Raw genomic sequence first — 14122 nt, forward strand, 5'->3', positions numbered from 1 at the left:
CTTTGGGAGGCTAGGGAGCAGGGGGTGTCGGGGTCACCCCCTAGTCCCCCCTGTGGCGACCGGTGGACCCGGCTTATCCCGGCCCGTCCGAATGCCGTCACCGATTGGTTCGACGACGCCGGGCCCCCGGACACACCGGGTCTCCACAGGCCGACCACCGGCCGTTGGCCTGGGATAGCGGCGGTTGACAACGTTGGCGGCCCCAACATAACGTCAACTCAGGACTCGGGCACGGCGGAGTGCCCCTGAACAGCCATAAGTTCGTGATCGGCGCAGGCAGTCCAGCCGGGCCAGGTGGGCCCGGGGAGCGTCTGGGCCGGCTCCCGAGAACTCCACCGAGCCGTCCTGCAACCCACTCCAAGCGAAGGGCTGGAAGGGGCCAGCAATTCCTATTATGACATGTGCATGAATTTTCCATGTCAAGCAGATTTCACCGCCGCATTCCACTGAATACTCCACGGCAGGCAGGCGCTTTCGGGGGCCGCACGGGGGCGTGCAATCCTTGAGCGAAACCCTGCACTGCTGTTTGCAATTACAGGAATACTGACCACGGGGGAGGTCATGGTGCGCCTGTTAGAGCGCCACCGAGAGCTGGAACTCTTACGCGAGGCATACGCCGAATGCGTCGACGGATCCGGGCAGCTCGTGATTGTCAGCGGCGGCCCGGGACTCGGGAAGACGGAACTCCTGCACGAGTTCTCGAAATCCGCGGCCAAAGCGGGGGCCCGGGTGCTCACCGCCACCGCCAGCCTGTGCGAGCGGGCCCATCCCATGGGCGTCATCAGGCAGCTGCTGCACAGCGGCGAGATCCCCGCGGAGGTTCTCGACCGCCCTGCACAGCCTGGTACCGACGGTGACACCCCGTCAAGGGCCGTCGGCGAGACTGTGTCAGGTTCGTTCGACCCCGACGGTTCGGAATACGCCGCAGAAGCCGTCGTCCGGGGCGCGTCCGCGCCGATCCTGGAGCTGGCCGGAGAACGTCCCCTGGTCATCGCGGTCGACGATGCCCACCTCGTGGACCCCTACTCCCTGCAGACCATGCTCCACCTGCTCCGGCGGGCCCGGAACAAACGGATCCTGGTGGTCTGCGCCGGCTGGGAGCAGTCCGGATTACCGGACCCCCTCGTCCACACCGACCTCATCCGCCAGCCGCACCGCCGGGTCCGGCTGGCACCGCTCTCCGAACAGGGCGTCGCGCAGATACTCGCCGCGCAGACAACTCAGCTTCCCCCCAAGGAAATCAGCGCCTCCTATCACCGGGCGACCGCCGGAAACCCCATGCTGGTGCATGCGCTGCTGGACGACGGCACGCAGTTCGGCGCCGAGATCGGTGAGCCCGTCGCGAGCATCGCCTACCGGCAGGCGGTGCTCGCCTGCCTGTACCGGGGCGAGCCCAGACACCTCTCCGTCGCCAGGGCGGTGGCCGCGCTCGGCGAGCTCGCCTCCGCCCGGACCACCGCGCTGCTGCTGTCCGCGAGCACCGACGCGGTGCAGGTCGTGGTCGAGGTGCTGAGCTCGACGGGGCTGCTCGACGGCTACCGGTTCCGTCACCCCGCCGCCGCGAACGCGGTGTTGAGCGACCTCGACCCCGCCGAGCGCGCCCGGCTGCACGGCGAGATCGCCCGCCTGCTCTACCTGGACGGTGCGGCCGCCCCGGTCGTCACCGAGCACCTCATGGCCGCGGACCGGGTCGTCGAACCCTGGGGGCTGTCGGTGCTGCGGCTGGCCTCCGAACTGGCCCTGGCCGCGGACGACGTCGAACGGTCCACCGGGTACCTGCGGCTGGCGCTGCGCGAGTGCGCGGACGAGCAGGAGCGGCACGCCCTCTCCATCGCCCTGGCCCGTGCGGAGTGGCGGGTGAACCCGGCGGCCGTGGCACCGCACCTCACACCGCTGCACCCGGTCGTACTGGACGACGCGCTGGACGCGCGGGACGCGGCCACCGTCATCCGGCACATGCTGTGGCAGGGCGACACCGGCCCGGCCGCCGAGGCCGTGAGCGCCCTGGCCGCCTCGCTCGACCCGGTCGACGCGCACGTACTGGCCGAGGTGGAGTTCGTCCGGCACTGCTTCTACGGCGCACCCCGGGTCAGCCACCGCGGCGACCTCGCCAAGGTGGCCACCCTGGAGCGCGCCACCACGGGCAAGGTCAGCGCCCTGTGGGCCACGGTGGCCCTGCTGGTCAGCGGAGACGTCACCGACGAGTCGGTGGCCCATGTGACCGAGGCCCTGCTCAGCGGCCAACTCAGCGACATGAAGCTGGAACTGACGGTCTTCTCGCTGCTGGTCATCGCCTTCTCGGGCCGGACGGCGACCGCGGTCGAGGTGTGCGAGGCGCTGCTGGCGGACGCCGTGCAGCGCCGGGCGCGGACCTGGGAGGCACTGCTCCGCGGCGTCCGGGCGGAGATCGCCCTGCTGCAGGGCGACGTGGTCACCGCGGAGGCCAGGGCCACCGAGGCCCTCGACCTGCTGCACCCGCAGGGCTGGGGCGCGCTCATCGGCATGCCGCTGTCCACGGCGATCTTCGCCAACACGGCCATGGGCCGGCACGAGGCCGCGGCGCACCTGCTCAGGCGCAAGGTGCCCGACGCCATGTTCAACACCGTCTTCGGCGTCCAGTACCTGCGCGCCAGGGGGCACCACTACCTCTCCACCGACCGGGCCTTCGCCGCGCTGAACGACTTCGAGACCTGCGGACACCTGATGCGCGACCGGAACCCCGACCTGCAGCCGCTGGTCCCCTGGCGCAACGACCTCGCCCAGGCCAACCTGCGGATCGGCAAGACCCGGGTCGCCAAGGAGTGGGCCGAGGAGCAGATCGGGCTGCGCAGCACGCTCGCCTCGCGGCCACGCGGCATCGCCCTGCGCATCCTGGCCGGCACCAGCCAGCCGAGGCACCGCACGGCGCTGCTGCGCGAGTCGATCGACCTGCTGCAGGCCTGCGGCGACCGCCTGGAGCTCGCCGTGGCGTTCGCCGACCTGTCCGCCGCCCACTACGAGCTCGGCGACTACGCCAGAGCACGCCTGGTGGCACGCCAGGCCGCCCAGGAGGCCGGGATCTGCGACACCGATCCGCCGGTGGACGGCCTCCCGGCCGGTCCGCCCCGGGGCGAGGCACCGCCGGCCGACACCGACGGCGCCTCGGTCCTCAGTGACGCGGAGGGCCGGGTCGCCGCACTGGCCGCGCTCGGGTACACCAACCGCGAGATCAGCAGCCGGATCCACGTCACGGTCAGCACCGTCGAGCAGCACCTCACCCGCGTGTACCGCAAGTTGAACGTCGCCAGTCGGACCGAACTGCCGTCGAAGGTGCTCGAGCACCAGATCCCGGCCATGTCGGACCACAGTCCCGGAGCCGACCGCCGCCCGAGCGGCGGCGTGCTGACCAAGGACCTGCTTCCGCTCTGGAAGCGCCTGGCGCTCTGACTCCACTGTCCCTCCTTCGGGTGCGGGGCTCCGCTCGATCGGGCGGAGCCCCGCACCCTTGTCGCGTCGTACGGTCGGCCGACTGACTGACTGACTGACTGACAGGCTTGCTGGCTTGCTGGCTTGCTGGCTTGCTGGCCGACTGTTCGGCCGACTGTCTGACTGTCCGCCGGTGGGGTCCGCCCCGCCCGGTCGGGCAGGGGCGGGGCGGACCCCCGTCACCCGGCGGTCAGTTGAAGCTGCCGAGCTCGTCGTCCAGGATCCCGAACAGTTCGTCCGCGGTGGCCGAGTCAAGCTCGGGACCGGCCTCCCGGTCGGCTTCCGGCAGGCCGCCGTCGCCGGTCCACCGGGCGGTCAGCGCCCGCAGTCGCAGGGCCACCCTGGAGCGCTGCTCCTCGTTGACCGCGGCCGCGTCCAGCAGGGCTTCGAGCCGGATCACCTCGGCCTCGACGTCCGGGGTGTCCTCGTCCGTGTCCCCGCCCAGTTCGGCGAAGAGGTGGTCGGCGATCGAGGCCGGGGTCGGGTAGTCGAAGGTCAGCGTGGACGACAGCCTCAGCCCGGTGTCGGCACCGATCCGGTTGCGCAGTTCCAGGGCGGAGAGCGAGTCCACCCCGAGTTCGCCGAAACCCCGCTCCGGGTCGACCGCGTCGACGCCGGAGTGCCCGAGGACGTCGGCGACATGACCCCGCACGGTCTCCAGCAGCAACTGCCTGCGGTCCGCCGGGGGCAGTGCCGCGAGCCGCTCGGGCAGCGCGACGGGCCCGGTCCTCCCGGTGCCGGCCGGGGCGGCCTGCGCCGTCCGGCGGGCCGGCACCCTGGCGAGGGCCCGCAGCATCGGTGCCGCGTGCCCGGTCGGCTGGACCCGCATCGGCAGGAGCAGCGACCGGTCCGACGCCAGCGCCCGGTCGAACAGCGCGAGGGCCCGGTCGACCGGCAGCGGCTGGATGCCGTCCCTGGCCAGCCGTCGCAGCTCGGCCTCGCCGAGCGAGCCCGCCATGCCCGAGCCGGTGTTCCACAGACCCCAGCCCAGCGAGAGCGCGGGAAGTCCGGCCGAGCGCCGGTGGACCGCGAGCGCGTCCAGGAAGGCGTTGGCGGCCGCGTAGTTGCCCTGGCCGGCGGCGCCGAGGGTGGCAGCGGCCGAGGAGAACAGCACGAACGCCTTCAGGTCCAGCCCGGCGGTGAGTTCGTGCAGGTTCCAGGCGGCGTCCGCCTTGGGCCGCAGCACCGCGTCCAGCCGGTCGCCGGTCAGTGCCGAGACCAGGCCGTCGTCCAGCACTCCGGCGGCATGGACCACCGCCGTCAGCGGGTGCTCGGCCGGGATCGCGGCGAGCAGCGCGGCCAGTGCCTCGCGGTCGGCCGCGTCGCAGGCGGTCACGGTCACGGTCGCGCCCAGCTCGCGCAGTTCGCCGGGCAGGCCGGGTGCGCCCGCCTCGCCGCTGCGGCTGCTCAGCACCAGGTGCCGGACGCCGTGCCGGGTGACCAGGTGCCGGGCGAGCAGGCGGCCGAGGCTGCCGGTGCCGCCGGTGACGAGCACGGTGCCCTCCGGGTCCAGCCCGGTGAACGAGCCGTCGACGGCGGTTTCGGCCAGCCTCGGGGCGTACGCCCTGCCCGCCCGCAGCGCCAGTTCCGGTTCGCCGGTGGCCACCGCCGCCGCCAGGGCGGCTTCGGAGGCGGGGTCGTCGTCGAGGTCGACCAGCACCAGCCGGTCGGGGTGCTCGACGGCGGCCGCCCTGACCAGGCCCCAGATCCCGGCCTGGGCGAGGTCGGGCACGCCGTCCAGCGCGACCGCTCCCCTGGTGACGACCACCAGGCGCGAGCCCTCGGGGTTGTCGGCGTCCCCGGTCGCCCCGGCGTCCTCGGCGAGGCGCTCCTGGAGCGTGCCGAGTGCCCGGTGCACGATCTCCCGGGCCGCGGCCGGAGCGTCGGCGCCGGCGGCGGGGGCGAAGGTCACCGTGTCCGGCCGGACCGCCGTCCCGGCGGCCGTCGGCACCGGCACCCAGTCCAGTTCGAACAGGTCGCCGGCGGCGGGGGCGGCCGCACTCAGCTGCTCGGCGGTCACCTGCCTGATCCGCAGCGCGGAGACCCGGGCGACCGGCGCGCCGGTCGCGTCGAAGAGCTGGAGCGCCATCTGCTCGGTGCCGTGCGGGGTGAGCCGCAGCCGCAGGGCCGAGGCGCCCGCCGCGTACAGCGACACCCCCTCCCAGGCGAACGGCAGGGTCATCACCGTCGGGTCCTGGCCGTCCAGGAGGTCGATCGCGTGCAGTGCGGAGTCGAGCAGCGCGGGGTGCAGGCCGAAGCCGGCCACCTGGGCGTCCTCGGGCAGCGCGAGTTCGGCGTAGACCTCCTCGCCGAGCCGCCAGGCGGCGCGCAGGCAGCGGAACAACGGCCCGTAGCCGTAGCCCTGTTCGGCGAGGTGGTCGTACGTGCCGGTCAGGTCGACGGCCACCGCGCCGGCCGGCGGCCAGACGTCGAGGGCCGCGGGTTCCGGTGCGGCCGACGGCGCGAGTACGCCGGTCGCGTGCTTGGTCCACACCGCGTTCGCGTCCTCGGTGCGCGCGTGCACCGTGACCGGGCGCCGGCCGGAGCCGTCCGCGGCGCCGGTGACCACCTGGAGCTGGATCCCGCCCTGCTCGGGCAGGACCAGCGGGCGTTCGATGGCCAGTTCCTCGACCAGGCCGCTGCCGACCCGGTCACCGGCCTGGACCGCGAGCTCCACGAACGCGCTGCCCGGCAGCAGGACCACGTCGGCGACCGCGTGGTCGGCCAGCCAGGGGTGGGTGCCGAGCGAGAGCCGCCCGGTCAGCGCGACACAGTCGCTCTCGGCCAGCACGAGCTCGGCGCCGAGCAGCGGGTGGTCGGCGGCCGACTGGCCGAAGCCGCTCACATCGGCGGGACCCGACGGTCCGTCGTCGAGCCAGAACCGCCGGCGCTGGAAGGCGTACGTCGGCAGGGCGATCCGGCGCGCGCCGGTCCCGGCGTGGACCTGCTCCCAGTCGACGGCGACACCGCGTACCTGGAGCGCGGCCAGCGCGGTGGCCAGCGCGACGGGTTCGTCCCGGTCCCGGCGCAGCGCTGGGACGAGAACGGTGCGCTCGGGGTCGGCGAGGCAGTGCGTCCCCATGGTGGAGAGCACCGCGTCGGGCCCCAGTTCGAGGAAGGTCCGCACGCCGTCGGCCTCCAGGGTCCGGATTCCGTCGGCGAACCGGACGGCCTCGCGGACGTGCCGCACCCAGTACCCGGGCGAGGTCAGCTCCTCGGCGGTCGCCCGCAGCCCGGTCAGGTTCGAGACGATCGGCACGGTAGGCGGAGCGAACCGCAGGGTCCGGGCGACCTCCTCGAACTCCTTCAGCATCGGCTCCATCAGCGGCGAGTGGAACGCGTGGCTGACCCGCAGCCGCCTGGTCCTGCGGTGCGCGAACGCGGCCTCGACCGCGGCCACCGCCGGCTCCTCGCCGGACACCACGACGGCGTTCGGTCCGTTGACGGCGGCGATGCCGACGGCGGCGCCGAGGTGCGGCAGCACCTCCTCCTCGGTGGCGTCGACGGCCAGCATCGCGCCGCCCGCGGGCAGTGCCTGCATGAGGCGTCCCCGGGCCGCGACCAACCGGGCGGCGTCCGCCAGGCCGAACACGCCCGCGACGTGCGCGGCGGTCAGCTCGCCGATCGAGTGGCCGGCCAGGAAGTCCGGCCGCAGCCCCCAGGACTCGACGAGCCGGTACAGGGCCACCTCGACGGCGAACAGGGCGCTCTGGGTGTACACCGTCTGATCGAGCAGTTCGGAGTCCGGGTCGAGGAGCAGGTCCAGCAGCGGCCGGTCGAGGTGCTGGTCCAGCTGGGCGCAGACCTCGTCCAGTGCGCTGCGGAACACCGGGTGCTCCTGGTACAACTCCCTTCCCATGCCCGGTCGCTGGGCGCCCTGGCCGGTGAACAGGAAGGCGAGCTTGCCGGCGGCCGGCTTGCCGCGCAGCACGTTCGGCGCGGTCTCGCCGGCTGCCAGCGCGTCCAAGGCGGCGGCGAGTTCGTCCCGGTCGCGGGCGACCAGGGCGGCCCGGTGGCCGAGCGCGGCCCGGCCGGTCGCCAGGGAGAAGGCGAGATCCGCGATCGGCGCGTCCACCACCGACCTGAGCCGCTCCGCCTGGGCCGCGAGCGCCTCCGGGCTGGTCCCGGAGAGCAGGACGGGCAGCAGCGGCGCAGTGGTGTCCGCCGGCGCGGCGGGCTCCTCGGCGACCGCCTCGATGATGGTGTGGGCGTTGGTGCCGCTGATCCCGAACGAGGAGATCCCGGCCCGGCGCGGACGCCCGGCCTCGGGCCACTCCCGCGCCTCGGTCAACAGCCGGACCTCACCCGCCGACCAGTCCACCTTCGTCGACGGCTCGCCCACGTGCAACGTCCTCGGCAGCACACCGTGCCGCATCGCCTGCACCATCTTGATCACCCCGGCCACGCCGGCCGCGGCCTGGGTGTGGCCGATGTTCGACTTGATCGAGCCGAGCCAGAGCGGCTGCCCCTCGGGGCGGTCCTGGCCGTAGGTCGCCAGCAGGGCCTGGGCCTCGATCGGGTCGCCCAGCGTGGTGCCGGTGCCGTGCGCCTCCACCACATCGACATCCGACCCCGACAGCCCGGCACTGGCCAACGCCTGCCGGATCACCCGCTGCTGCGACGGACCGTTCGGCGCGGTCAGACCGTTCGAAGCACCGTCCTGGTTCACCGCGGAACCCCGCACGACCGCCAGCACCTCGTGCCCGTTGCGCCGCGCGTCCGACAGCCGCTCCAGCAGCAGCATCCCCGCGCCCTCGGAGAGCGCGGTGCCGTCGGCGCCGTCCGCGAAGGACTTCGCCCGGCCGTCCGCCGCGAGGTTCCGCTGCCTGCTGAAGTCCACGAAGGTGTCCACGGTGGACATCACCGAGACACCGCCGGCCAGGGCCAGTGTGCACTCGCCGTTGCGCAGCGCCTGCGCCGCCAGGTGCAGCGCGACCAGCGACGAGGAACACGCCGTGTCCACGCTGAGGGTGGGCCCCTCCAGGCCGAGGGTGTAGGCGACCCGGCCGGACGCCACGCTGCCGAGGCTGCCGTTGCCCAGGTAGTCCCGCACGTCCTCCGGCGCGTTGGCGAGCCTGCTGCCGTAGTCGTGGTACATCACGCCGGTGAAGACACCCGTCCGGCTGCCCCGCACCGAGTGCGGGTCGATGCCGGCCCGCTCCAGCGCCTCCCAGGAGGTCTCCAGCAGCAACCGCTGCTGCGGGTCCATCGCGATCGCCTCGCGCGGCGAGATGCCGAAGAAGTCCGGCTCGAAGTCGGCGGCGTCGTGCAGGAACCCGCCCTCGCGGGTGCTGCACCGGCCGGCTTTGCCCGGCTCCGGGTCGTAGAGGCCCTCGACGTCCCAGCCGCGGTCCGCCGGGAACCGCGAGATCCCGTCACCGCCGTCCGCCAGCAGCTCCCACAGCTCCTCCGGGGTGCTGACACCGCCGGGGAATCGGCAGCTCATCGCCACGATCGCGATCGGATCGTCGGTGACCGGCTGCGGGCCGGCCGGCCCGGCGTCGACCGGCTCGTCCGAGCCGAACAGCTCGGCCTTGAGGTAGCCGACCAGCGCGATCGAGTCCGGGTAGTCGAAGACCAGGGTGGCCGGCAGCCGCAGTCCGACCGCGAGACCGAGCCGGTTGCGCAGTTCCACCGCCGTCAGCGAGTCGAATCCCCACTCGCGGAACGCCCGGCGCGGATCGAGCACCATGTCCGGGTCGTGGCCGAGGACCGCGGCGACGTGGGTGCGGACCAGTTCGAAGAGCACCGCGTCGCGCTCGGCCGGCGCCAGGGCGGCCAGCCGGTCCAGCGCCGTACCCGCCGCCGCGGCCGCCGCGGCCGCACGCCTGGCCGACGGGCGCACCAGGCCGCGCAGCACCGGCGGCACCGTGCCCGCCGCGCGGAGCGCGGGCAGGTCCAGGCCGATCGGCAGCAGCAGCGCCTCCTCCGAGGCCAGCGCCAGGTCGAACAGGCCGAGGCCCTGGGCGGTGGCGATCGGGCGGACCCCCGCCCTCGCCATCCGCACCACGTCGGCGTCGCTCAGGTGAGCGGTCATCCCCGTGCGCTGCTCCCAGAAGCCCCAGGCCAGCGAGACGGCGGGCAGGCCGAGCGCCCGGCGGTGGTGGGCCAGGCCGTCGAGGAAGGCGTTGGCCGCCGCGTAGCCGGCCTGGCCCGCGCCGTCCACGGTGCCCGCCGCCGAGGAGAACAGCACGAAGGCGGCCAGGTCCGTGTCCCTGGTGAGTTCGTGCAGGTGCCAGGCCGCGTCCACCTTGGGGCGCAGCACCGCGTCGAGCCGCTCGGGGGTGAGCGCGGTGGCCAGGCCGTCGTCCAGGGCGCCGGCCAGGTGCACGACCGCGGTCAGCGGGTGCTCGGCCGGCACGGAGGCGAGCAGGTCGGCGAGCTGGTCGCGGTCGGCCGCGTCGCACTTGGCCACGGTCACCTCCGCGTCCAGGTCGGCGAAGTCGTCCTGGGCCACACCGCTGCGGCCGGCCAGCAGCAGCCGGCGCGCGCCGTGTTCGGCCACCAGGTGCCGGGCGACCAGGCCGCCGAGCACCCCGGTGCCGCCGGTGATCAGTACGGTTCCCCCGGGTGCGAACGCGGGGGCCGAGCCGCCGGGCGTGCTCCTGGCCAGCCGGGGGACGTGCACCGTGCCGTTGCGCAGGGCCAGTTGCGGCTCGCCCGAGGCGGCCGCGGCCGCGACGGCCTGCTCGACGGTGGTGTCCGCGTCCGCGTCCAACAGGACGAACTGGTCGGGGTTCTCGCCCTGTGCGGCGCGGACCAGGCCCCAGACGGCGGCCGCGGCCAGGTCCTGGACGCCCTCGGCGCCCACCGCCACGGCTCCCCTGGTGAGCACCACCAGGCGGGAGGCGGCGACCCGGTCGCTGTCCAGCCACTGGCGTACCGTCTCCAGCACCCGGTCGGCGGCGGCCCTGGTCCCTTCGACCGGGTCTCCGGCCCCGCTCAGCGGGAGGACCACGAAGGCGGGAGGCGGGGCCAGCTCGTCGAGGCCGCCCGCGCCGAGCACCGCGTGGTCGACTGCGGGTCCGTCCACCGCCAGCACCGGCCAGTCGAGGCGGAACAGGGCGTCGAGGTGCGCGGCGGCGCCGAGTGCGCCGGGGTCGACGGCGCGGGTGGTCAGGCCGTCCACCGAGGCCACCGGGGCGCCGGTGGTGTCGGCGAGCTGGAGGGTGAGGGAGTCCGTGCCGACGATCCGCAGCCGCAGCGCCGTCGCGCCCGCCGCGAACAGCGACACGCCGTTCCAGACGAACGGCAGCCTGGCCGGGCCCGACTCGGCCTCGCCGGCCCCCGCAGCGTGCAGGGCGGCGTCGAACAGTGCCGGGTGCAGCCCGAACTGTGCTGCTTCCACCGGGAGTTCGACCTCGGCGAAGGTCTCCTCGCCGCGCCGCCAGGCCGCCCGCAGGCCCCGGAACGCGGGGCCGTAGTGGTAGCCCTGCTCGGCCAGCCGGTCGTACACGCCGTCCAGCGGGACCGGCTGCGCGCCGGCCGGGGGCCAGGCCGCGAGGTCGAATCCGGCCTCCGCGGTGTCCGGTTCCAGCAGGCCGGACGCGTTGCGCGTCCAGTCGCCCTCGCCGCCCTCCGGGCGGGAGTGCACGGCCAGCGGGCGCCGGCCGGACTCGTCCGCCTCGCCGAGGTGGAGCTGGAGCTGGACCGCTCCGCGCTCGGGCAGCAGCAGCGGCACCTCCAGGGTCAGTTCGGCCACCCGTCCGCAGCCGACCTCGTCGCCCGCCTTGACGGCCAGTTCCACGAACGCGGTGCCGGGCAGCAGCACCGTGCCGTTCACCGCGTGGTCGGCGAGCCAGGGGACGGTGCCGGTGGAGAGCCGGCCGGTGAACAGCGTGCCGCCGCCGTCGGCGACGGTGACCGAGGCACCGAGCAGCGGGTGTCCGGCGGCGGCGAGACCGGCCGCGGCCACGTCGCCGACCGCCGGGGAGCTGCCGAGCCAGAACCGCTCGCGCTGGAAGGCGTACGTCGGCAGGTCGACCTTGTGCACGGGCGTCCCCGCGAAGACCGTGGCCCAGTCGACCGGCACCCCGTGCACGAACGCCTCGGCCAGGGAGGCCAGGAACCGCTGGGGGCCGCCGTCGTCGCGCCGCAGCGAGCCGAGGCCCACCACGTCCGCGCCGGCCGCGTCCGCCGTCTCCTCGATGCTGTGCAGCAGCACCGGGTGCGGGCTGCACTCGACGAACACGCCGTACCCGCCGGCCAGCAGCACCCGGGTGGTCCGGTCGAAGAGCACGCTCTGGCGCAGGTTGGTGTACCAGTACTCGGCGTCCAGGCCGCCGGTGTCGAACAGTTCGCCGGTCACGGTGGAGTAGAACGGCACCTCGGCGGAGCGCGGGGCGACCCCGGCCAGCTCGGTCAGCAGCCGCTCGCGGATGCTCTCGACCTGGGCGGAGTGCGAGGCGTAGTCCACCGGCAGCCGCTTGGCACGGACGCCGTCCGCCTTGAGCAGCCCCGCCAGCTCGCCGATCGCGTCGGCGTCACCGGAGAGCACCACCGAGGTCGCCCCGTTGACCGCGGCCACCGAGACCCGGCCGTCGTACCCGGCGATCCGCTCCCGCACCTGCTCCACCGGCAGCGCGACCGACATCATCCCGCCGCGCGCTGACAGTTCGTCGGCGATGGCCACGCTGCGCAGGGCCACCACCTTGGCGCCGTCGGCGAGGGAGAGCGCTCCGGCCACGCAGGCCGCCGCGATCTCGCCCTGCGAGTGCCCGATCACGGCGGCCGGCCGGATGCCGTGGGAGCGCCACAGCTCCGCCAGCGAGACCATGACCGCCCAGAGCACCGGCTGCACCACGTCCACCCGCTCCAGCGGCGCCGAGCCGCGGACGGTGGCGAGCAGGTCCCAGTCGACGAAGGGGGCCAGCGCCTCGGCGCACTCCGCCATCCTGGCGGCGAACACCGGGGAGGAATCGAGCAGTTCGGCCGCCATGCCGACCCACTGCGAGCCCTGTCCGGGGAAGACGAAGGCGACCCGGGACTCGCCGCGCACCGCGCCCTGGACCACGTTGGCGGCGGCCCGTCCGGCGGCCAGCTCGGTCAGCCCGGCGGCCAGCGCGGAGCGGTCCGCGCCGATCACCACCGCGCGGTCGCCGAGCGCCGCCCGCGAGGTCGCCAGGGTGTAGGCGAGGTCGGGGAGCGGTGCGCCGTCGAGGTGGTCGAGCAGCCGCTGGGCCTGCGCCGCCAGCCCCTGCTCCCCCTTGCCGGTGAGCACCAGCGGCAGCGGTCCGGTCGGCTCGCTCCCGCCGGAGGGGACGTCGGGCTCCGGCACGCCTTCGAGGATCACGTGGGCGTTGGTGCCGCTGATGCCGAACGAGGAGACGGCGGCCCGCCGGGCGTCGCCGGTCAGCGGCCACTCCCGGGCCTCGTCGAGCAGTCGGACCGCGCCCTCGGTCCAGTCCACCTGCGGGGTGGGGGCGTCGACGTGCAGCGTCTTCGGCATCCGGCCGTGCCGCATGGCCATCACCGCCTTGATCACACCGGCCACGCCGGCGGCGGCCTGGGTGTGACCGATGTTCGACTTGACCGAGCCGAGCCAGAGCGGCTCCGCGCGGTCCTGCCCGTACGTCGCGAGCAGGGCCTGTGCCTCGATCGGGTCGCCGAGCGGGGTGCCGGTGCCGTGCGCCTCGACCAGGTGCACCTGGTCCGCGGTGAGCCTGGCGCTGGCCAGCGCCTGGCGGATCACCCGCTGCTGGGACGGGCCGTTGGGCGCGGTCAGCCCGTTGGAGGCGCCGTCCTGGTTGATCGCGCTGCCCCGGACCAGGGCGAGCACCCGGTGTCCGTTGCGCTCGGCGTCGGAGAGCCGCTCCAGCAGCAGCATCCCGGCGCCCTCGCCCCAGCCGGTGCCGTCCGCCGACGCGGCGAACGACTTGCAGCGGCCGTTCTCGGCGAGGCCGCGCTGGCGGCTGAAGTCCACGAAGGTGTCCGGGGTGGACATCACGGTCACGCCCCCGGCCAGGGCGTAGGAGCACTCCCCCTGCCGGAGCGCCTGGACCGCGAGGTGCAGGGCGACCAGCGAGGACGAGCAGGCGGTGTCCACGGTGACCGCCGGGCCCTCGAGACCCAGCGTGTAGGAGACCCGGCCGGAGGCGACGCTGCCCAGGTTGCCGTTGCCGAGGTAGCCCTCGACGCCCTCGGGCACCTCGGCCAGCCAGCTGCCGTAGTCGTGGTACATCACACCGGCGAAGATCCCGGTCCGGCTGCCGTGCATGGTGTGCGGGTCGATGTTGGCCCGTTCGAACGCCTCCCAGGCGATCTCCAGCAGCAGGCGCTGCTGCGGGTCCATCGCGATAGCCTCACGCGGCGAGATGCCGAAGAAGGCGGCGTCGAACCGCGGTGCGTCGTAGAGGAATCCGCCCTCGCGGACGTGGGTCTTGCCGGGCGTGTCCGGGTCCGGGTCGTACAGCCCCTCGACGTCCCAGTCGCGGTCCGCCGGGAAGTCCCCGACGGCGTCGACGCCCCGGTCGACCAGCTGCCACAGCTGCTCGGGCGAGCCGACGCCCCCGGGGTAGCGGCAGCTCATCGCCACGATCGCGATCGGCTCCTGCGCTGCGGCCTCGATCCGCGTGGTGTGCTGCCGCAGCCGTTCGTTCTCCAGCAACGACTCGCGCAGCGCCTCGACTATCTGCTCGACGGGTGTATCCACGGTCTG

2 protein-coding genes are annotated in these 14122 nt (G+C 74.2%); one reads left to right on the top strand and one right to left on the bottom strand.

Features of this window, described 5'->3' with window-relative positions:
• Positions 1-561 precede the first annotated feature (561 nt).
• Positions 562-3426, top strand: a complete 2865-nt coding sequence (locus tag ACFC1R_RS12685; protein WP_375937094.1) for an AAA family ATPase — start codon at positions 562-564, stop codon at positions 3424-3426.
• 229 nt (positions 3427-3655) lie between these two features.
• Here the strand turns inward: ACFC1R_RS12685 and ACFC1R_RS12690 are convergent, their stop codons facing one another.
• Positions 3656-14116 (bottom strand): SDR family NAD(P)-dependent oxidoreductase, encoded by a 10461-nt coding sequence (locus tag ACFC1R_RS12690; protein ID WP_375937097.1) that lies wholly within the window; start codon positions 14114-14116, stop codon positions 3656-3658.
• Positions 14117-14122 lie beyond the last annotated feature (6 nt).

The organism is Kitasatospora sp. NPDC056138 (genome assembly GCF_042264695.1).
GTDB lineage: Bacteria > Actinomycetota > Actinomycetes > Streptomycetales > Streptomycetaceae > Kitasatospora.